This is a genomic window from Burkholderia sp. IT-111MI5, from assembly GCF_949752865.1.
In the GTDB taxonomy this organism is placed as follows: domain Bacteria; phylum Pseudomonadota; class Gammaproteobacteria; order Burkholderiales; family Burkholderiaceae; genus Burkholderia; species Burkholderia pyrrocinia_C.
This window is the reverse complement of sequence record NZ_CATKIF010000005.1, coordinates 125,483-146,102: the sequence shown is the minus strand read 5'-3', so window position 1 is coordinate 146,102 and position 20,620 is coordinate 125,483. Positions and strand designations below refer to the sequence as shown.

The following is a 20,620-nucleotide window of genomic DNA, read 5'->3' as shown; positions in this document are numbered from 1 at the left end:
GCTCGACCGGCGACCCCACTCCTACCGAAAACAGGGTCTTCTTCATGTCCTCGAACAATCGACGCGATTTCCTGCGCCTCGCCGCGCAGTCGGCCGGCGCGATGGCCGCCTACGCGGGCTTCCCGCCCGCGATCCGCAATGCGCTGGCGATGCCGGCCGCCTATCGCACCGGCACGATCCGCGACGTCGAACACGTCGTGATCTTCATGCAGGAAAACCGCTCGTTCGACCATTACTTCGGCGGCCTGCGCGGCGTGCGCGGCTTCAACGACCCGCGACCGCACCTGCTGCCGAGCGGCGCACCGGTGTGGCAGCAGCCGCCGGCGTCGGTATTCACGAAGAACTACCATTCGCGCGGCCTCGATCCGTCGGCGCCGTACGTGCTGCCGTTCTACCTCGACCCGAAGCAGACGACCGAATTCCAGCCGGGCACCAACCACGGCTGGAGCAGCGGCCACCTGTCCTGGAACAACGGCCAGTGGGACCAGTGGGTGAACCAGAAGCAGGACGTGCTGACGATGGGCTACCTGAAGCGCCAGGATCTCACGTACCACTACGCATTGGCCGACGCGTTCACGATCTGCGATTCGTACTTCTGCTCCGCGCACGCCGACACGGCGCCGAACCGCATCTACCTGTGGACCGGCACGATCGACTCGCGCAACGTGTACGGCACGCAGCCGAATGGCCCCGGCATCGGCGAGCGCAACAACACGAACGGCTACACGTGGACGACCTACGCCGAGCGCCTCGAGAACGCGAAGATCAGCTGGAAGGTGTACCAGGGCGGCACGGGCATCCCGGGCGACCCGACCGACAACTACACCGACAATTCGCTGATGTTCTTCAAGCGCTTCCAGGTGAAGGAAGGCGCGAGCGGCCCGCTGGTCGACAAGGGCGCGTCGGATCACACGCTCGCCGAGCTGAAGGCCGACGTGCAGGCGAACCGGCTGCCGCAGGTGTCGTGGATCGTGTCGCCGTACAAGTACAGCGAGCACCCGCAGGCGTCGCCGACCGACGGCGCGTTCTACATCAACATGGTGCTCGAGGCGCTGACGTCGAATCCCGAGGTGTGGGCGAAGACGGTGTTCATCCTCAACTACGACGAGAACGACGGGCTGTTCGACCACGTCGTGCCGCCGGTGCCGCCGGTGACGAGCGGCGTGGGCGGGCAGGGCATCGTGTCGTCGAACCTGCTGTCGAACCTCGGCGACGAGCTGCTCGACCTGAACAAGTACCCGGGCGAGATGAGCCCGCTCGTGCCGGGTGCCGACCCGGGCGGCATCCAGCCGATCGGCCTCGGGCCGCGCGTACCGCTGATCATCATCTCGCCGTGGACGAAGGGCGGCTGGGTCTGCTCGGAGACGTTCGACCATACATCGGTGCTGCGTTTCCTCGAAGCGCGCTTCGGCGTGAAGGAGCCGAACATCAGCGCATGGCGCCGGTCGATCTGCGGCGACCTCACGTCGGCATTCGATTTCTCCGCGCGCCCCGACACGCGCACCGTGAGCTTCACGGTGCCGCAGCACATCGCGACGGCCGGCCACGCGTACCAGGTGCCCGCGCAGCAGTCGATGCCGGCGCAGGAGCCCGGCACGCGTCCCGCGCGTGCGCTGCCGTACGAGCTGTTCGTGCACAGCCGCGTGAGCGGGCACGACGACAGCGTGTCGCTCGACTTCGCGAACTCCGGCGACGCGGGCGCGGCGTTCTACGTGTACGACCGCCGCAACCCGGCGACACCGCCGCGTCGTTATGCGGTGTCCGCGCACGACCGCTTCGTCGATACGTGGAGCACGTCGGCCGCGCACGGCGAGTACCATCTCGCCGCATACGGCCCGAACGGTTATCTGTGCGAGTTCCAGGGCAACACGCGGCTGGCCGCGGACGGCCGCCACGCGAACCCCGAAGCGAAGATCGGCTACGACGTGCGCAACCGCCACGTGTACCTGCAACTGCGCAACAGCGGGCGCGCGACGTGCCGCGTGACGGTCGACAACGCGTACAGCCATGCGCATGCGCGTACCTACACGCTGGAGCCGGGCGAGCGCGTCGAGGATCACTTCGAGCTGTCGTCGAGCCACGGCTGGTACGATCTGACGATCACCGCGACGACGCTGCGCGGTGGCGACGACAAGGTCGTGCGCCGCTTCGCGGGCCACGTCGAAACGGGCCGGCCGAGCCACAGCGATCCGGGGCCGGTGAAGCACACGGCCTGACGGCCGGCACACGTCGCGCGGTTCGGGCAAGCTTCGCCCGCCGTGCGACGGCCGCCTGCCGGATGAACCCCGGCAGGTGGAATTGGTTTTTGGAAACTGAAGACTGTTGACAATGTGTCGGGCCGAGGGTATAGAAGGTCATTCGCCGATATGGCGCCCTCGTTTTCACCCGCAGCCCCGCTGCCTGCCCGACCATGACTGCCCCGAACACGCTCAGTGCCATCGAACTCCTGCAAAGCCAGTCGCTCGCGATGATCGTCCAGGACATGCTCGAGCGCGCGATCGTCTCCGGCGAATACGTACCCGGCGAGAAGCTCAACGAAGTCGAGATCGCGACGAAGCTGAACGTGTCGCGCGGCCCCGTGCGCGAAGCGTTCCGCGCGCTCGAACAGGCCGGACTGCTGCGCAACGAGAAGAACCGCGGCGTGACCGTGCGCGTCGTGCCGCTGCGCGAGGCCGAGGAGATCTACGAAGTGCGCGCGATGCTCGACGAGTCGGTCGCGCGCGCGCTCGCGAAGCGCATCTCGCCCGACACGCTGAAAGTGCTGAAGGGCATTATCCAGTCGATGAAGGGCGCCGCGAAGTCGCACGACGTCACGCGCTATACCGAGCTGAACGTGCAGTTCCACGACGCGATGGTCGTCGGCGTCGGCAATACGCACCTGACCGACACCTACCGCCGGCTCGTGCGTCAGCTCGGGCTGCTGCGCCAGGCCGCGATCGAGGCCGAGGAAGATGCGATCGCGGTGTCGGCGGCCGAGCACGACAAGATCGTGCAGGCGCTCGCGAGCGGCGACGAGGAGAAGGCCGTCGCGCTGGTGCGCGAGCACGTCGCGCATGGCCTCGCGCGGATGCGCCGCACGCACGAGCAGGGGCTGCCGGCAGCGGGCAAGGCGGCGCGGGAGAAAACCGCGCGCGCTTGACGCAGCCGCACGAATCGCCGGTAAAAAGCAAAGGGACGCCTTGCAGCGTCCCTTTTTCATTGCGACGTTACCGTCGTCGCGTCGAACGCATCGTCACGCCTTGTCGGCCTTCCCGGCCGCGCTCGCGAACTTCGCGAGCCACGTATCGACGGCCGACGGCTGCCGGTTCTCGTCCTCCGCGCGCTCCTTGCGGCGGATCGCGTTGCGCACGACGTGCGCGCCGACATAGCGGATCGGCTCCGGCGGGAAATGGCCGAGCGGGCCGCGCACGATCGGGCTGCGCGTCCACGCGTTGTCGAGGCCGAGCACGAGCGACGACAGGATCTGCCCGCCCATGTAGGTCGGCCCGACGCCGTTGCCCGAATAGCCGAAACCGTAGAACACGTTCGGCGCGCCGTCGAAGCGGCCGAAGAACGGGAAGCCCGTCACCGAGCGGTCCGACGGGCCGTTCCAGCTCGCGGTGATCGGCACGCCCGCGAGCGACGGGAAGAATTCGCGCAGGCCTTGCGTGAGCTGCGCCTCGTACGGCGAGCGCCGGTCGAACACCGGCGCGATGCGGCTGCGCCACGAGAACGTGTTGCCGCCCTTGCCGAGCATCAGCCGCCCGTCGGCCGTCGTGCGGTAGTAGTAGACGAAGATCCGCGAATCGAGCACCGACACGCCGTCCACGAGCCCGGTCTTCTCGAGCAGCTCCGGGCATTTCTCGGTGATGACCATATCGCTCGACACGACCGCGATCGTGCGCTCGAACTGCGGGAAACGGCTCGCCATCCACGCGTTGATCGCGAACACGAGCTTGCCCGCCGTGACGCTGCCGGACGGCGTGCGCACGACGGCCGGCTGCCCGAGCGTGAAGTCGAGCATCGGCGTGCGTTCATGGATCCGGATGCCCATCGCGAGCGCGACGCGGCGCAGCCCGCGCACGAGCTTGCCGGGATGCACGGTCGCGGCGATCGGCGAGTAGACGCCGTCGAGATTGCGCGCGGAGCCCGAGCGGCGCGCGACTTCGGCGGGCGGCAGCGGCTCGTAGCTGTGGATGCTGCATGCGGCGAGCGCGGCGAGCACCGGCGCGAGCGTGCCGACCTGCGCGCGCGACGTCGCGGTGTACAGCGTGCCGTCGAGCCGCAGTTCGGCATCGATGTCGTGCGCGCGGCAGAAATCGGCGATGTGCCGGACCGCCGCTTCCGACGCCTTCACGAGCCGGATCGCCTCGGCTTCGCCGAACAGCCGCCGCAGCGTCAGGAATTTCGCGGACCACGTGAGCAGGCAGCCGCCGTTGCGGCCGCTCGCGCCGGCGCCGCACAGGTCGGCTTCGAGGATCGCGATGTCGAGCGCCGGGTTCTGCTGCTTCGCCTGGATCGCGGTCCACAGCCCGGTGAAGCCGCCGCCGACGATGCAGACGTCGGCCTGCGTTGCGCCCTGCAGCGCGGGGGCGAGATCGCCGTCGTTGAACAGTGCTTGTTCGATCCAGAAGGGTCGCATCGAGTGGTTCTTCAATAAGGGGCGGTGCCGCGCATGGCCGGAAAACCTCGCCGCCGCGTGGCGACACACTGCGGAGTTGGCCGCGCGCATGGCACGCGGCCAGTTTGCGTCACGTCATGTCAGGCCGCCGTCTCGGCCGACACACGGCTCACGCCCATCGCCCGCAGCGTGTCGGCGATCGCGATGACGGCGTCCGGAATGCCGGCCTCGTCAACGTCGCCGATGCAGCCGACCCGGAACGTCTCGACTTCGGTCAGCTTGCCCGGATACGGAATGTAGTCGCGCTTTTTGACCTCCTGATAAAACCGCTTGAAGTCGTAGTTCGGTTCATCTTCAGCCCCCTTGACTGAGACGCCGCGGCACGCGGCGGATGAGTTGAGACCAGCCTCTTTTTCACTGCGCCACTTTGCTTTCTGTTCTCTGCATGTTGTTGACAATCTACAAATCATCAACTTTAATGTCAAGCATCGAAAACACCTCCCTTCGGCGCGGCGCGGGCGCCGACGGCTCAACCCCGTCGAACTGAAAGGAATGAACGTCATGACTGGAACGCCTGATTCCGTGGAAGTGAACGGCCGCCGCTACAACTGGATGAGCCGGCCCGTGGTGGTGGTCTGCGTCGATGGCTGCGCATACGAATATCTGGAAGAAGCAGCCGAGGCCGGCGTCGCGCCGTTCCTGCGCACGCTGCTGAAGCCCGGCACGGCGCTCAAGGGCGAATGCGTGGTGCCGAGCTTCACGAACCCGAACAACCTGTCGATCGTTACCGGCGTGCCGCCCGCGATCCACGGGATCAGCGGCAACTACTTCTACGATCGCGACACCGGCGCCGAGGTGCTGATGAACGATCCGAAGTACCTGATCGCGCCCACCGTGCTGGCAACCTTCGCCGAACAGGGCGCGCGCGTCGCGGTCGTCACCGCGAAGGACAAGCTGCGCCGCCTGCTCGGCAAGGGGCTGAAGGGCATCTGCTTCTCGTCGGAAAAGGCCGACGAAGCGAGCCTCGAGGAAAACGGCATCGACAACGTGCTGGAGCTCGTCGGCAAGCCGGTGCCGAGCGTGTACAGCGCGGATCTGTCGGAGTTCGTGTTCGCGGCCGGCGTACGCCTGCTCGAGACGCGGCCGATCGACCTGATGTACCTGTCGACGACCGACTACGTGCAGCACAAGTGCGCACCCGGCACGCCCGGCGCGAACGCGTTCTACGCAATGATGGACAAGTACCTGCGGCGCCTCGACGCGCTCGGCGCGATCGTCGCGATCACGGCCGACCACGGGATGAATGCGAAGCACGACGCCACCACCGGCGAGCCGAACGTGATCTACCTGCAGGAGCTGTTCGACGAATGGCTCGGCCACGACGCGGCGCGCGTGATCCTGCCGATCACCGATCCGTACGTCGTGCACCACGGCGCGCTCGGCTCGTTCGCGACCGTCTACGTGCCGGCGTCGGCCGATGTCGATGCGCTGCGCGCGCGTCTTGCGGCGGTGGATGGCATCGAGATCGTGCTGACGGGCGCCGAGGGCTGCGAGCGCTTCGAACTGCCGCCGGCGCGGATGGGCGACCTGATCGTGATCTCGAAGCAGGACGTCGTGCTCGGCACGCGCCGCATCAGGCACGACCTGTCGGGGCTCGACGTGCCGCTGCGCTCGCACGGCGGGATCTCCGAGCAGATCGTGCCGCTGATCTTCAGCAAGCCGGTCGCCGCCGACGTCACGGGCCGCGCGCGGCTGCGCAACTTCGACATCATCGACATCGCGCTCAACCATCTGCAGTGATGCGCACGCATCCGCAAGGGGACACACTCATGAACGCCATTGCAGCCTCGACGGCCGTCCGCGAGATTCGTCGCGAAGCACTGCGAATCGACGGCGAACGGATTCATCGGGACGCGGTGATCGACGTGCGCAACGCGTACGACGGCTCGCTGGTCGGCACCGTGCCGAAGGCGACGCTGGAAGACGTGCGGCGCGCATTCGCGGTCGCGCGCGCGTACCGGCCGACGCTCACGCGTCACGAGCGTGCGGCGATCCTGCGCCGCACGGCCGACATCGTGCGCTCGCGCACCGCCGGGATCGCGGCGCTGATCACGGCCGAGGCCGGGTTGTGCATCAAGGATTCGACGTACGAAGCGGGCCGCGTGGCCGACGTGCTGACGTTCGGCGCCGGTGAAGTGCTGAAGGACGACGGGCAGATCTTCTCGTGCGATCTGACGCCGCACGGCAAGAAGCGCCGCGTGTACACGCAGCGCGATCCGCTGCTCGGCGTGATTTCCGCGATCACGCCGTTCAACCACCCGATGAACCAGGTCGCGCACAAGATCGTGCCGTCGGTCGCGACCAACAACCGGATCGTCGTGAAGCCGTCGGAGAAGGTGCCGCTGTCGTGCTACCTGTTCGCCGACATCCTGTATGAAGCCGGCCTGCCGCCGCAGATGCTGCAGGTGCTCACCGGCGACCCGACGGAGATCGCGGACGAACTGATCACGAACCCGGCGATCGATCTGATCACGTTCACCGGCGGCGTATCGATCGGCAAGTCGATCGCCGCGCGGATGGGTTACCGGCGCGCGGTGCTCGAACTCGGCGGCAACGATCCGATCATCGTGATGGAAGACGCCGATCTCGACGAAGCGAGCACGCTCGCGGTGTCGGGCTCGTACAAGAACTCGGGGCAGCGCTGCACGGCGATCAAGCGGATGCTCGTGCACGAAGCGGTGGCCGATCGATTCACGGAGCTCGTTGTCGAGAAGACGCGCGCGTGGTCGTACGGGAATCCGTCGGATCCGTCGGTCGACATGGGCACCGTGATCGACGAAGCGGCCGCGAAGTTCTGCGAGCAGCAGGTGAACGACGCGATCGCGCGCGGTGCGCGGCTGCTGGTCGGCAACGTGCGCGACGGCGCGCTGTATTCGCCGACGGTGATCGATCGCGTGACGCCCGACATGCCGCTGGTGAAGCATGAAACCTTCGGCCCCGTGTCGCCGATCATGCGCTTTCGCGACATCGACGAAGCGATCCGGATGTCGAACAGCACCGACTATGCGCTGTCGTCGTCGGTGTGCACGAACCGCTTCGACAACATCACGCGCTTCATCACCGAGCTGGAAGTCGGCAGCGTGAACGTGCGCGAGGTGCCGGGCTACCGGCTCGAGCTGACGCCGTTCGGCGGCGTGAAGGATTCGGGGCTCGGCTACAAGGAAGGTGTGCAGGAAGCGATGAAGAGCTTCACGAATACGAAGACGTATTCGCTGCCGTGGTGAGCGGCGCGTGATGCGGACGCGCCGGCTCGAAGGCCGGCGCGCGAAATTTCCCTCGACGGGATGCGGCCGCGACGGCCGTCAGGCGACGCTCAATCGCCCTCGTCGTGGTGGTGATGACGCCAGCCGCGATGCCAGCCGTTGTCATGCCGGTAGTAGCGGTAACGGTAGTCGCCGTAGTACGGGCCGTAATAGACGGGTGCCGGCTCGTACACGACGGGCGGCGGCGGCGCGTAGTAGACAGGCGGCGCTTCGATCACGGGCCCCGGCACGCCGAAATACACGCCGATGTCGGCACGCGCGAATGCGCTTGCCGACAGGCAGGCGGCCGCGATGCCGAGGGCGCTGGACAACAGGATGCGTTTCATTTGCCGTTCCCTCCGTTCGCGGGCGGCAAGGCCCGCGAGCAATCGGTTCACCTGTCTTCATGGTATGTAGTGCGTGCCGAATGGGTGATACCGCGTTGTCGTTTCTGTAACCACCGGTAACGAATCGTCGGACGATTGCCGCGCCGTATCGCGACGGATTTCGTCTGCGGAATGCGTGGCTGGCCGGCGCGTTATTCGACGCGCTCATATCGTTAGCGGATTTGCGTTTTTGCCGGGCATCGGCGCGTCGGTAGAATTCGCGGACCTCTCGCGCGGCCGCTCGGGCCGGCGGGTTACTCCCTTCCATCGTTCGGGGTCCGCACCATGAAATTCATCCGCTCCATTCTGCTCGTCGCGCTGCTGCAGGCCGTCGCGGCCACGAGCGCATTCGCCGCCGACGATCTCGCGCAGATCAAGTCGTCCGGCGTGTTCCGGGTCGGCACCGAAGGCACGTACGCGCCGTTCACGTACCACGACGAAACGGGCAAGCTGACGGGCTTCGACGTCGACATCGCCACCGCGATCGCGCAGCGCCTCGGCGTGAAGCCGCAATTCGTCGAAGGAAAGTGGGACGGGCTGATCGCGGGCCTCGACGTGAACCGCTACGACGCGGTCGTCAACGAAGTGTCGATCACCGACGCGCGCAAGGCGAAATACGCTTTCTCGTCGCCGTACATCACGTCGCACGCGGTGCTGATCGTGCGCACGGACAACACGACGATCCGCTCGTTCGGCGACCTGAAGGGCAAGAAATCCGCGAACACGCTGACGAGCAATTTCGGCAAGCTCGCGGCGTCTCACGGCGCGGACGTGGTGCCCGTGCAGGGCTTCAACGAATCGATCGACCTGCTGACGTCCGGGCGCGTCGACGCGACGATCAACGATTCGCTGTCGTACCTCGATTTCCGCAAGCACAAGCCCGACGCGAAACTGAAGATTGCCGCGACCGACACGACCGGCGCCGGCGACGCGTCGGGCGTGCTGCTGCGCAAGGGCAGCCCCGACCTGGTGGCCGCGATCGACAAGGCGCTCGCGGACCTCAAGTCGGACGGCACCTACGCGAAGATCTCGCAGAAGTACTTCGGCCGCGACGTGTCGCAGCCGTGACGCGAGGCTGAACGATGCCGCCCTGGCTGCACCTGATGGCGGAATCGCTGCGGCCCCTGCTTTACGCGGGGCTCGTGTTCACGGTTCCGCTCACGCTCGCGTCGTTCGCGATTGGCCTGTTGCTCGCGTTCGGCGCGGCGCTCGCGCGGCTGTTCGGGCCGCGCTGGGCACAGGCCGTCGTGCGCTTTTATATCTGGCTGTTTCGCGGCTCGCCGTTGCTCGTGCAACTGTTCGTGATCTTCTACGGGCTGCCGAGCGTCGGCATCGTGCTCGATCCGCTGACCGCCGCCGTGATCGGCTTCTCGCTGAATGTCGGCGCGTACAACGCCGAGGTGATCCGCGGCGTGATCGAATCGATCCCGAAGGGGCAGTGGGAGGCCGCGTACTCGATGGCGATGACGCGCGCGCAGGCGCTGCGCCGCGCGATCCTGCCGCAGGCCGCGCGCGTCGCGCTGCCCGCGCTGTCGAATTCGTTCATCTCGCTCGTGAAGGACACGTCGCTCGCGGCCGTGCTGACGGTGCCCGAGATCTTCCAGGCCGCGCAGCGCATCGCGGCCGTGACCTACGAGCCGCTGATCCTCTATACCGAAGCCGCGCTGATCTACCTGCTGTTCAGTTCGGTGCTCTCCACGCTGCAACGTCGCCTCGAAATCCGTTTCGGCCGTCATGCGTTGTTCCAGGCGGAGTTGCGATGATTCGTCTCGAACGCATCGACAAGTCGTTCGGCGCGCACCGCGTGCTGAGCGCGATCGACCTCGCATTGCAGCCGGGCAGCGTGACCGCGCTGATCGGGCCGTCCGGCAGCGGCAAGAGCACGCTGCTGCGCTGCGTGAACCTGCTCGAAGTGCCCGAGGCGGGCACGCTCACGGTGGGCGACGCGCGCGTCGACTTTGCACCGGCGCGCCGGCCGTCGCGCGACGCCGTGTTCGCGGTGCGCCGGCAGACCGGCATGGTGTTCCAGAACTTCCAGTTGTTTCCGCACCTGAGCGTCGTGCAGAACGTGATGGAAGGGCTCGTGACCGTGCAGCGCTGGCCGCGCGAGCGTGCGCGCGAACGGGCACTCGCGCTGCTCGACAAGGTCGGCATCGCGGACAAGGCCGACGCGTGGCCCGCGACGCTGTCGGGCGGCCAGCAGCAGCGCGTCGCCATCGCACGCGCACTCGCGCCGTCGCCGCAGGTGCTGCTGTGCGACGAGCCGACGTCGGCGCTCGATCCCGAGCTGTCCATCGAGGTGGTCGAGGTGCTGCGCCAGCTCGCTCGCGAAGGCACGACGATGCTGATGGCCACGCACGACCTGCGCCTGGCCGCGTCGATTGCGCACGATGCGGTGTTTCTGGCCGATGGCCGCATCGTCGAAGCCGGTGCATCGCGCGACCTGTTTAGCCAGCCGCGCGATCCGCGCACCGCGAAGTTCATCGCGACGCTCGCGCAAGGCGTGCCGGCATTCTGACGCGATACGCGATTCCTGCGGTGCTCAGCCCGGCGCTTGCCCGTCGAGCACCGCTGCGACGATCGCCTCCGGCGCATCTTCCTGCACGAGATGGCCCGCGCACGGCACCCGGATCAATTCGCCGTTCGCGATGCGATCGGCGAGCGCCTGTCCCTGTTCGAGCGGAATCCACGCATCGTCCTCGCCCCACACGATGCGCACCGGAAAGTCCGGTGGTGCATAGCGAGCCTCCGCTTCCTCGATGTAGCGCTGGCGCATCTGCGCGATCTGGCGATAGAACGCGGATTGTCCGGCCGGCGTGAGCCACGGCGAACGGTAGATCGACAGCGCATCGTCGCTCAGCGGCCGTGCCACGGCATTGCCGATGTAGGCCGATACGAGCGCGTGATGCGCATACGCCGGCAATCCGGTAAACGCGGCCTCATGCTGCGCGACGTGGCGCACGAACGGTGAGCCCTGCGGCGCGATCGCGACCGGGTTCACGAGCGTGAGGTCCGCATACGCGATGCCGTCGAGGAAGTGCGCGCGCAGCACGGTCGCACCGCCGTAGTCATGTGCGAGCACACGCGGGCGCGCAATTTTCCATTCATCCAGCATCGCGCCGAACAGTACGTTCTGACGGCCGAGCGACACATCCGCGTCCGGCATGTCGGACTGGCCATAGCCGAGCAGGTCGTAGAAGTACACGCGATGACGCCGCGCGAGCCACGGCGCGATCCGGCGCCACACCTGCGATGAAAACGGCGTGCCATGAACGAGCACGAGCGGCGGGCCTTCGCCGAACGTTCCCCATGCAATCCGGTGGCCTTCGAACATGAAGCGGTTGGCGAGTTCGAGCATCGGCATCTCCGTGATAACCTGTTTTTGCTGTAAACGGGTTACTCCGGATTGCCCGGACATGAAACCGATAGGTGCAAATAAATGGTTACTCGATACGAGTCTGCGCGACACGCGCACGAATGGGGCGCGGCCGATTTCGTCGGCGGCCATCCGGCGCTCGACTTCCTGAACACGGTGGCCGATACGGGCAAGACGCGCGACGAGGACAAGCTCGTCGACTGGCCGGCCGTGCGCGCGTGGGCCGAGCAAGCGGGATTGCTGGCGCCGGCCGATCTGGCGCGGCTTCTGCGTCATGTGCGGCAGGACGGCCCGGACGAGCTGGTGGCGCTGCATCGTTTTCGCGAGGATGCCTACGCCGCGATCGTGCACCTGACGGCCGGAGGCGGCGGCAGCGCCGGTGCGCGTGCGACGGACCGGCTCGCCGTGGCGATCCGCGAAGCGATCGGGCGCAGTGCGTTCGATGCGGTCGACGGCCGGTTCGCGTGGCGGCCCGACGCGCGCGCCGCGTCGCGCTGGGTCGATGCGGCCGCGCTCGGTTTCGAGCATCTGCTGCGCAGCGACGATTTCGCGCGCGTGCGGCAGTGCGGCCGTTGTACGTGGTTCTTCGTCGATCGCGGCCGCGGCGTCGGGCGGCGCTGGTGCGACATGCGCACGTGCGGGAATCGCGCGAAGGTGGAGGCGTTCAGGGAACGATGAAGCGCGCGCCGTTACGGTTGCCGCGCCGCGCGCGGCCGGCGCGCGAGCGTCATTGAGCGGCTTCGTGCGGCCGATGGTCCGGCCACAGCGTCGCGGCGACGAACAGCCCGGCCGCGAGGAACGGCGCGCCGATTGCGAACAGGATGGCCGTGAGGCCCCAGCGATCCCAGAAGAGGTCGACGACCGCGCGCTCGGGGGTGACGGGGTCGTACAGCACGTTGACCGCTTCGCCTTCGCGCAGGCCCGGATGCGACGACGCCGCGCCCAGGGCGAACGTGATCTGGCGCCCGCTGTCGGTCGTGAACGCGACGATTGCCGAATACAGCGACGTGCGCGGCCGGGGCGACCGCGCGTTTTTCGCGATCTCGACGACATGGCCGGTCGAGTGCGCATAGTCGCGGACGATCTGCCACTGACGCAGGCCGGCAGCGCCGGCGCCGGCGAGGAAGCCCGTGCCGATCGCGATCGGAATCAGCACGATCGCGATATCCCAGCGGCGCCGCGCCTGCTTGCGTGCGGCGGGGGCCGGCGGCGGGTCGGATGGCCGGTGGCGGCGGCGCTCGGCGGCGATCAGCAGGCCGCCGATCGCGAACGACGCGATGGCGAGCAGCGCCGGCACCGCAACCGGAAACCAGCGTTGCGCGAAATCGTCGATCAGTGCGGGGCGGTCGGGATGGGCCGGATCGAGCAAGATGTCGACGCTCTCGCCGATGTCGTACGCGGGGACGGTCGACGCGGTATTGCCGGCGATTTCGCAGCGCTGGCCGTCGTTCGCGAGGTAGGCGACGATCGGCCGGTATGCGCGCATCGCGTCGCTGTCCTGCACGATGCGCACGACCGTGCCTGGCGCGCGGACCAGATGAGCGGTCGCGCGGCCGCTCGTGGCCGCGAGTACGGCTGCGAGCACGAGCAGCACGACGCCGAGCGCCAGCGCGGCGAGTGCGTCCTTACCGGGCATGACCGAATCCGGCTGGTGTGTCGCGCGGCGGATTCGGGTGCGATCGGGTGAATGGCGTGTCCCGACGGACAGGCCGATATCGGCGCAACCAGGCCCTCTGAATGGTCGCGTCTCGTTCACATGCTTCCATGTATGACGTCCCATGTTCTCTCTGTGCCGGCGGGCAAACGACGGTACCTGCGCCGGTCGTGTGATATTTGTCGGACGATTCTAGCGGAAACGGTGCGGAAGGGGCGTGCGGATGTGTGCCGCTGGAGGGAGCGCGCCACGAACGTGGCGTGCGGAAATGAAAAAGGCCGGTCAGCTTTCGCTGACCGGCCTTTTGAAATCCTGGTGGGGCGTGAGTGACTCGAACACTCGACCTACGGATTAAGAGTCCGCTGCTCTACCAACTGAGCTAACGCCCCCAACAGAAGAAAGATTATGCACGTGTTTCAGGGGCATGGCAAGCCCTTTGTGCAAATTTCTCGAAAATATTTCGTCACGCCAACGGCGGCTATCGACGCGGTGACGAGCGGTCGCAGTTTGCGCGCTCCCGGTATGATGACGCCACACGTGTTGCGCGGCGGTCGCGCAACGTTTTCTGGACATTCGAAGATGGACGAAAACGCAGTCCGCGAATTGCTGGATCGCCTGCTGGCCCCGTGGGTCCGCTCGCTCGGTCTGGTCCCCGTGTCGATCGGCGACGACAGCGTCACGATGCGCCTGCCGTTTTCCGGCGAATTCCGCCATTCGGGTGGCGTGATCTGCGGCCAGGTGTTCACGGCGGCCGCCGACACCGCGATGGTCGTCGCGATTTCGGCCGCGCTCGGCGAGTTCCGGCCGATGACCACCGTGTCGCTGAACACGAACTTCATGCGCCCCGTGCGCAAGGGCGACGTGCACGTCACTGCGCGCGTGTTGCGGATGGGCCGCAACCTCGTGTTCGGCGAAGTCGAGCTGTTCGACGAGGACGGCAAGATGGCCGTCCACGCGACGTCGACCTACGCACTCGTCAGCTGAGCGGCGCGATGTTCGACCAGATCGTCTTTGCGGGCGGCGGCAATCGCTGCTGGTGGCAGGCCGGCTTCTGGGACGTCGTGCAGCCGGCCCTCGGGCTGCGCCCGCGCGTGATCACCGGCATCTCGGCCGGCGCGGCGACCGCGTGCATGCTGTATACGCGCGACGCCGCTTGGGTGATGCGCTATTACGAAGAGGCGCTGCGCCACAACCGGAAGAACGCGTACTGGGGCAACCTGTTCGGGCGCGAGCCCGTGTTTCCGCATTACCGCATCTACCGTCAGGCATTGCTCGACATCTACGGCGAGCCGTTCGCGAAGCTTGCCGAGGCGCCGGAGATCCGCATCGGCGTATCGCACGTGCCGCGCTGGCTCGGTGCGCGCAGTGCGGTCGCTGCCGGCCTCGTCGCGTACAACATCGAGAAATATGTGCGCAAGACGCTGCACCCGACACTCGGGCGCACGCTCGGCTTTCGGCCCGAGTTCGTGCGCGCGCAGGCCTGCACGCAAGTCGACGAACTTGCCGACCTGATCCTGCAGTCGTCCTGCACGCCGCCGTTCACGCCGGTGCTGCGCCGCGGCGGCCGGCCGGTGCTCGACGGCGGGATGGTCGACAACGTGCCGGTCGACGCGCTCGACCCGTCGCCGGGCGACGTGCTGGTGCTCGTCACGCGGCTGTATCCGCGCCCGCAGATGTTCACGGTCGCACACGGCGAGCAGCGGCGGCTGTACGTACAGCCGTCGAGCAAGGTGCCGATTTCGAGCTGGGATTACACGAGCCCGTCGCAGATGCGGCATGCGTACGACCTCGGGCGGCGCGACGGCGAGCATTTCCTCACGCGCGTCGGTGCGATGACGGGCGGCCGCGTGGCCGCCTGATGGCGGGGAATGGAGCAGCGGGGCCGCGCGGCGTGCGCAGCCCGCGCGATCAGCGCTTGCGGATCGGCGTCAGCGCTTCCGGATTGGCGACGCTCGACATGTCGCCGTCGTCGAATGCGAGGATGTTCCTGAACGCCGCGCTGAAATAGAGCTCGTAGCTCTCGCGCTCGACATAGCCGATGTGCGGCGTGCAGATCACGTTCTCCATCCGCAGCAGGCTGTAGCCCTGCAGGATCGGCTCGCTCTCGAACACGTCGATTGCGACCATCCCCGGACGGTTGTGCGACAGTGCGTTGACGAGTGCGTTTTCCTCGAGCAGCTCCGCGCGGCTCGTGTTGACGAGCAGCGACGTCGGCTTCATCCGCATCAGGTCTTCCTGCTTGACGATCCCGCGCGTGTCGTCGTGCATGCGCAGATGCAGCGACAGCACGTCGCTCTGCTCGAACAGCGCCTCGCGGCTCTCGGCGGCCGTGTAGCCGTCGGCGCGCGCGGCTTCGAGCGAATGCTCGCGACCCCAGATCAGCACGTTCATCCCGAACGCCTTGCCGTAGCCGGCGACGAGCCGGCCGATCTTGCCGTAGCCCCAGATGCCGAGGGTCTGGCCGCGCAGCACCTGGCCGAGGCCGAAGTTAGGCGGCAGCGCCGACGTCTTCAGGCCCGACTGCTGCCATGCGCCCTGCTTCAGGTTCGCGACGTACTGCGGAATGCGGCGCTGGGCGGCCATCACGAGCGCCCAGGTCAGCTCGGCGGGCGCGACCGGCGAACCCGTGCCTTCGAGCACCGCGATGCCGCGGTCGGTACACGCTTCGAGATCGATATGGCTCGAGACGCGGCCGGTCTGGCTGATCATGCGCAGGTTCGGCAGCTTGGCGAGCAGTTGCGACGAAATCGGGGTCCGTTCACGAATCAGCACGAGCGCCTCGACTTCCGCCAGACGGCTTGCGAGCTGTCCCAGGCCGCGCACCGTATTGTTGAAGACCTTCACGTCGTGGCCGGCAAGCATCTCGAAGCAGTTCAGCTTGCGGACGGCGTCCTGGTAGTCGTCGAGGATGGCAATTTTCATGGTGAACGGGTGTCGCGCGTTGAAAGCGGCAGTGGCGGCGGCGCACGTCGCGCACTCGCCCGCCCGGCCGGGGCCGACATGATGCTACGTCGGCCGCGTTCGTGGTGTCTTTTTAACAGGTTGTTACGCTCCGCCGCAATTGGCGGCAGCCGCACCCGGCGCCGCTCGCGTGCGGTGCGCAAGGGTGCGCTGCTGTGCCGCATCAAATACGTCTTTCCTGATTCGGCCGTTTACTCGACGAGGTTCACCCAATTGTTGTTCCAATTAGAATAATTGGATCAACCATCCGCAAATGGCGAGGATTTTTGACTATTTTTATCGTCAACCGGTGCCTTGTTGAGCAACTCTGCATCATTTCCGCTGTCGTAGGAGAATTACGCATTTGCTTCATCTTTTTGAAGTTGTAACAGCGGCAGGAGTCGTTTATGGATCATTTGCAGTCGATGCGCGTGTTCGTCAAGGTTGCAGATCTCGGCAGTTTTGCGCGGGCCGCGAGTGCAATGGATATTTCCAACGCGGTTGCGACGCGTCACGTCGCCGATCTGGAAGGCCGGCTCGGCACGCGTTTGCTGAACCGCACCACACGCAGCCTTTCCCTGACGGAGTCGGGCCAGGTCTATCTGGAGCGTGCTCGCCAGATCCTCGATGAGCTCGAGGACGTCGAGCAGATGGTCGTTGCGCGCAATCACGAGCCGGTCGGCACGCTGCGCATCGTCGCGCCGGTCGTGTTCGGCCTGCATAACCTCGCGCCCGTGTTGCAGACGTACACGGAGAATTTCCCGAAAGTGGTGCCGGATCTCACGCTGGTCGACCGGCAGGTCGATCTCGTCGAGGAAGGCTTCGACGTCGGCATCGTCGTCACGCGCCAGATGCGCAGCGCGAGCATCGTCACGCGGCGGCTGACCACGGGCTGCATGACCGTGTGCGCGACGCCGAGCTATCTGGAGAAGCACGGCGTGCCGACCCATCCGGAGCAGCTCGTCGCGCACCCGAGCCTGAGCCTGCCGGCCGAATACTGGGGCGACGAGCGCGTGTTCACGGGGCCGGACGGCGAAGTGCGCGTGCGCCCGACCAACGTGATCGTCGCGAACAACACCGCGATGCTGCGCCAGTTCGCGCTGCTCGGGATGGGCGTCGCGATCCTGCCGAGCTACCTGATCGGCAGCGACATCGCGCGCGGCGCGCTGGTGCGGCTGCTGCCGGATTTCCGGCTGCCGCAGGTCGAAATCAACATCGCCTACCCGAGCCGGCGCCATTTGCCCGCGAAGGTGCGCACGTTCATCGACCACCTCGTCGAGTATTTCAGCCACTCGACCGATGCGACGATCGGCGAGCAGTGGGCCGCGCAGGGTGCGACGCTCGCGCCGATCGGCGTCGAGACGCGTGCCGAGCAGCCCGAATCAGCCGACCCGAACCTGTCGCCGCGCCTGCCGCGTTCGACACGCACGCGCGTTGCGGTGCCGTCGCCGCTGTAACGGCGCGACGGCCGGGCGGCGGTTGCCGCCGGCACAAAGAAAAAACGCGGATCGAGCGATCGATCCGCGTTTTTTTTCGGCTGCCTGCCGGCGCCCGGTACGCCGGGGGGAAGCCCCGGCGGCCCGGCCGTTACGAGCCGGTCTTGCGCGCCGTCGTCTTGCGGGCGGCAGTCTTGGTCGCCGTGGTCTTGGCAGCGGTCTTGCGGGCCGGTGCCGATTTCTCTTCGGCGCCTTCCGTTACGGTTTCGGCATCCTTCGTCGCCGATTTCGCCGTCTTCTTCGCGGCAGCGGCCTTCGGTTCCTTCTTCTCGAACTCGAAGCCGATCTTGCCGTCCGGCTGCTTCACGAGGAACGCCTTGAAGTTGCGGCCCGTGCGCGACGACTTGAAGTTCGGCAGCAGATCCGTGCGGCCGTCGGCAAGCAGCTTGCCCATCTGCTCGCGCGTGATTTCCTGCTGCAGGATCACCTTGCCCGAGCGGAAGTCGCAGGTCTTCGGGTTCGCAACCGAGTGCTCGCACACGTAGCTCATCCCGTGCTCGAACACGCGGCCCTTGCACTTCGGGCACGCGCCGACCGGCTCCTGCGCGGAGAAGTCGGGCGCTTCGCCTTCCTCGCCGCCCTGGTCCTGGCCGAAATCGAACTCGAGCTTGTAGTTCTTCGTTTCGTCGTCGAAGGACAGCTTGAGGATCGCCGAGAACGGGCGGCCCATCTTGCTGCGGAACCCGGACAGCGGACCGATTTCCTTCTTCTGCAGCAGCTCCTCGACTTCGGGAATCTCGAACTGCCGGCTGCCCGGGATCTTCGAGATCGAGAACTCGCACTTCGTGCACGCGAAGCGGCGGTAGTTTTCCTTCACCTGGCCGCCGCAGTTCGGGCACGGCGTCTCGAGCGTCGCGTAGTCGCCGGGAATCGTGTCGGAATCGTATTCCTTCGCGCGCTTGACGATCTGCTGCGTCATGCGGGCGATTTCCTGCATGAACGCGTCGCGCCCGAGGTTGCCGCGCTCCATCTGCGACAGCTTGTATTCCCATTCGCCGGTGAGCTCCGGCGCGGTCAGTTCCTTCACGCCGAGCCCGCGCAACAGCGTCATCAGCTGGAATGCCTTCGCGGTCGGGATCAGCTCGCGGCCTTCGCGCAACAGGTATTTCTCGCCGAGCAGGCCTTCGATGATCGCCGCGCGCGTGGCCGGCGTGCCGAGGCCCTTCGCGGCCATCGCCTCGCGCAGCTCGTCGTCCTCGACGAGCTTGCCCGCGCCTTCCATCGCCGACAGCAGCGTCGCTTCCGAGTAGCGTGCGGGCGGCTTCGTCACGAGCGCGACGGCGGCGATTTCGTCCGTCTTCACCTTCTCGTCCTTCTGCACCGGCACGAGGTTCGCGTCCGCGCCTTCGGCGTCGCGGCCGTACACCTGCAGCCAGCCCGGCTCGACGAGCACCTTGCCCTCGGTCTTGAAGTGATGGCCGGCGACTTCGGTGATCCGCGTCGTGACGCGGAATTCGGCCGCCGGGAAGAACACGGCGAGGAAGCGCTTCACGACCAGGTCGTACAGCTTCTGCTCCGGCTCGGACAGCGACTTCGGCGCCTGCAGCGTCGGGATGATTGCAAAGTGGTCGCTGATCTTCGAATTGTCGAAGATCCGCTTGTTCGGCTTCACCCAGCCCTTGTCGAGCACCTGCTTCGCATGCGGCAGGTAGTTGTTGCTCTCCTTGAGCATCTCGAGCGTGGACTCGACCGTCGAAAGGTAGTCTTCCGGCAGCGCGCGCGCGTCGGTACGCGGGTAGGTCAGCACCTTGTGCTTTTCATACAGTGCCTGCGCGAGGCCGAGCGTGTTCTTCGCGGAGAAGCCGAAGCGGCCGTTCGCCTCGCGCTGCAGGCTCGTCAGGTCGAACAGCAGCGGCGACAGCTGTGTCGACGGCTTCGATTCCTCGGAGACCGTGCCGACCTTGTCGCGACATGCGGCGACGATCGTTTCGGCAGCCGGCAGGCTCCACAGGCGGGAGTCGCGCTTTTCCGGGTCGAATTCGTCGCGCTTGAATTTCGGGTCGTACCACTTGCCTTCGTAGAAACCGCCCGCGCACGCGAATGCGGCCTTCACTTCCCAGTAGTCGCGCGGGATGAAGCGGCGGATTTTCTCTTCGCGTTCGACGACGATCGACAGCGTTGGCGTCTGAACGCGGCCGACTGTCGTCAGGAAGAAGCCGCCGCCCTTGCTGTTGAACGCGGTCATCGCGCGGGTGCCGTTGATCCCGACGAGCCAGTCGGCTTCCGAGCGGCAGCGTGCGGCGTCGGCGAGCGGCTGCATGTCCGTGTCGCTGCGCAGGTTCGCGAAACCGTCGCGGATCGCCTGCGGCGTCATCGATTGCAGCCACAGGCGCTGGACCGGCTGCTTCGCCTTCGCGTGCTGCGCGATCAGGCGAAAAATCAGTTCGCCCTCGCGCCCCGCGTCACATGCGTTGATCAGGCGGTCGACGTCCTTGCGCTTCATCAGCTTGGTGAGCACCTTGAGGCGCGACTCGCTTTTTGCGATCGGGTTCAGGTCGAAATGCGGGGGGATGACGGGCAGATGCGCGAAGCTCCATTTCCCGCGCTTGACCTCGTACTCTTCCGGAGCGGCGATTTCGAGCAAGTGGCCGACAGCGGACGAAAGGACGAATTCGTCGCTCTCGTAGTATTCGTCATGCTTGGTAAAGCCGCCCAAAGCGCGTGCGATGTCGTTCGCGACAGAAGGCTTTTCCGCAATGATCAGTGCTTTGGACATGACAGGTGTGTGATGGTAGACCGGGGTCGCCGGTTGTGGGTCCCTTTAACGACCGCTTTATAGCACACGCCGAAGCGACGGCGGCTCGGCGTGTAAAAAGCGGCCCATCATAGAGGGGGGCTGCAACGGCGGCAAGCGCCCGGCGCGGCG

Annotated in this window: 17 protein-coding genes, 1 tRNA gene and 1 pseudogene; 11 read left to right on the top strand and 8 right to left on the bottom strand. The window is 66.6% G+C overall.

Going from position 1 to position 20,620, the window contains the following annotated elements; all coding sequences use genetic code 11:
• Window positions 1–44 precede the first annotated feature (44 nt).
• Both ACM6JT_RS04735 and ACM6JT_RS04730 read left to right on the top strand, forming a co-directional pair.
• A complete protein-coding gene (locus ACM6JT_RS04735) occupies window positions 45–2,216 on the top strand; it encodes a phosphocholine-specific phospholipase C (protein WP_414856036.1) in 2,172 nt (723 codons plus the stop codon).
• Window positions 2,217–2,410: 194 nt separating this feature from the next.
• Window positions 2,411–3,139, top strand: coding sequence for a phosphonate utilization associated transcriptional regulator (locus ACM6JT_RS04730; protein ID WP_105389490.1), 729 nt, complete (start codon window positions 2,411–2,413; stop codon window positions 3,137–3,139).
• Between the two features lie 93 nt (window positions 3,140–3,232).
• Here the strand turns inward: ACM6JT_RS04730 and ACM6JT_RS04725 are convergent, their stop codons facing one another.
• Entirely contained in the window at window positions 3,233–4,621 is a 1,389-nt protein-coding gene (locus tag ACM6JT_RS04725; RefSeq protein ID WP_414856035.1) for an FAD-dependent oxidoreductase, read from the bottom strand.
• A gap of 119 nt (window positions 4,622–4,740) precedes the next feature.
• Window positions 4,741–4,959: pseudogene (locus ACM6JT_RS04720) on the bottom strand (2-aminoethylphosphonate--pyruvate transaminase); the annotation flags it as partial.
• A 202-nt stretch (window positions 4,960–5,161) separates the two neighbouring features.
• Between ACM6JT_RS04720 and phnA the strand changes: the two are divergent.
• Both phnA and phnY read left to right on the top strand, forming a co-directional pair.
• Window positions 5,162–6,400 (top strand): phosphonoacetate hydrolase, encoded by a 1,239-nt coding sequence (phnA, locus tag ACM6JT_RS04715; protein ID WP_414856034.1) that lies wholly within the window; start codon window positions 5,162–5,164, stop codon window positions 6,398–6,400.
• A 29-nt stretch (window positions 6,401–6,429) separates the two neighbouring features.
• Window positions 6,430–7,884 (top strand): phosphonoacetaldehyde dehydrogenase, encoded by a 1,455-nt coding sequence (gene phnY, locus ACM6JT_RS04710; protein WP_414856033.1) that lies wholly within the window; start codon window positions 6,430–6,432, stop codon window positions 7,882–7,884.
• 89 nt (window positions 7,885–7,973) lie between these two features.
• On the opposite strand, the gene ACM6JT_RS04705 is transcribed toward phnY, so the two are convergent.
• Window positions 7,974–8,249, bottom strand: a complete 276-nt coding sequence (locus ACM6JT_RS04705) for a hypothetical protein (RefSeq protein WP_034179383.1) — start codon at window positions 8,247–8,249, stop codon at window positions 7,974–7,976.
• A gap of 324 nt (window positions 8,250–8,573) precedes the next feature.
• On the opposite strand from ACM6JT_RS04705, the gene ACM6JT_RS04700 reads away from it, so the two are divergent.
• Genes ACM6JT_RS04700 through ACM6JT_RS04690 form a run of 3 tightly spaced genes read left to right on the top strand, consistent with a single transcriptional unit; the run spans window position 8,574 to window position 10,806 of the window.
• Window positions 8,574–9,356: an amino acid ABC transporter substrate-binding protein gene (locus ACM6JT_RS04700; RefSeq protein ID WP_414856032.1), complete on the top strand. Its 783-nt coding sequence runs from the start codon at window positions 8,574–8,576 to the stop codon at window positions 9,354–9,356.
• Between the two features lie 14 nt (window positions 9,357–9,370).
• Window positions 9,371–10,051 (top strand): amino acid ABC transporter permease, encoded by a 681-nt coding sequence (locus ACM6JT_RS04695; RefSeq protein ID WP_034179381.1) that lies wholly within the window; start codon window positions 9,371–9,373, stop codon window positions 10,049–10,051.
• Window positions 10,048–10,806: an amino acid ABC transporter ATP-binding protein gene (locus ACM6JT_RS04690; protein WP_034179380.1), complete on the top strand. Its 759-nt coding sequence runs from the start codon at window positions 10,048–10,050 to the stop codon at window positions 10,804–10,806. Before ACM6JT_RS04695 ends, ACM6JT_RS04690 begins: the two co-directional genes overlap by 4 nt.
• Window positions 10,807–10,830: 24 nt before the next feature.
• Here the strand turns inward: ACM6JT_RS04690 and ACM6JT_RS04685 are convergent, their stop codons facing one another.
• A complete protein-coding gene (locus ACM6JT_RS04685; RefSeq protein WP_243565014.1) occupies window positions 10,831–11,646 on the bottom strand; it encodes an alpha/beta fold hydrolase in 816 nt (271 codons plus the stop codon).
• An 81-nt stretch (window positions 11,647–11,727) separates the two neighbouring features.
• On the opposite strand from ACM6JT_RS04685, the gene ACM6JT_RS04680 reads away from it, so the two are divergent.
• Window positions 11,728–12,342, top strand: coding sequence for a CGNR zinc finger domain-containing protein (locus tag ACM6JT_RS04680; protein WP_175749053.1), 615 nt, complete (start codon window positions 11,728–11,730; stop codon window positions 12,340–12,342).
• Window positions 12,343–12,391: 49 nt separating this feature from the next.
• Here ACM6JT_RS04680 and ACM6JT_RS04675 read toward each other — a convergent pair whose 3' ends face one another.
• Window positions 12,392–13,444, bottom strand: a complete 1,053-nt coding sequence (locus ACM6JT_RS04675; RefSeq protein WP_414856031.1) for a DUF3592 domain-containing protein — start codon at window positions 13,442–13,444, stop codon at window positions 12,392–12,394.
• 187 nt (window positions 13,445–13,631) lie between these two features.
• Window positions 13,632–13,707: transfer RNA gene (locus ACM6JT_RS04670), tRNA-Lys, on the bottom strand.
• Window positions 13,708–13,897: 190 nt separating this feature from the next.
• Between ACM6JT_RS04670 and ACM6JT_RS04665 the strand changes: the two genes are divergently transcribed.
• Entirely contained in the window at window positions 13,898–14,302 is a 405-nt protein-coding gene (locus tag ACM6JT_RS04665) for a PaaI family thioesterase (RefSeq protein ID WP_034179365.1), read from the top strand.
• A gap of 8 nt (window positions 14,303–14,310) precedes the next feature.
• The gene (locus ACM6JT_RS04660) at window positions 14,311–15,177 is read left to right on the top strand and encodes a patatin-like phospholipase family protein (protein WP_034179364.1); all 867 of its coding nucleotides are present in this window, start codon (window positions 14,311–14,313) and stop codon (window positions 15,175–15,177) included.
• Between the two features lie 49 nt (window positions 15,178–15,226).
• On the opposite strand, the gene ACM6JT_RS04655 is transcribed toward ACM6JT_RS04660, so the two are convergent.
• Window positions 15,227–16,240 (bottom strand): D-2-hydroxyacid dehydrogenase family protein, encoded by a 1,014-nt coding sequence (locus ACM6JT_RS04655; RefSeq protein WP_034179363.1) that lies wholly within the window; start codon window positions 16,238–16,240, stop codon window positions 15,227–15,229.
• 425 nt (window positions 16,241–16,665) lie between these two features.
• On the opposite strand from ACM6JT_RS04655, the gene ACM6JT_RS04650 reads away from it, so the two are divergent.
• Window positions 16,666–17,715 (top strand): LysR family transcriptional regulator, encoded by a 1,050-nt coding sequence (locus tag ACM6JT_RS04650; RefSeq protein WP_034179362.1) that lies wholly within the window; start codon window positions 16,666–16,668, stop codon window positions 17,713–17,715.
• Window positions 17,716–17,845: 130 nt separating this feature from the next.
• Here the strand turns inward: ACM6JT_RS04650 and ACM6JT_RS04645 are convergent, their stop codons facing one another.
• Complete coding sequence (locus ACM6JT_RS04645; RefSeq protein ID WP_131947210.1) at window positions 17,846–20,470, bottom strand: DNA topoisomerase III; 2,625 nt, start codon at window positions 20,468–20,470, stop codon at window positions 17,846–17,848.
• Window positions 20,471–20,620 lie beyond the last annotated feature (150 nt).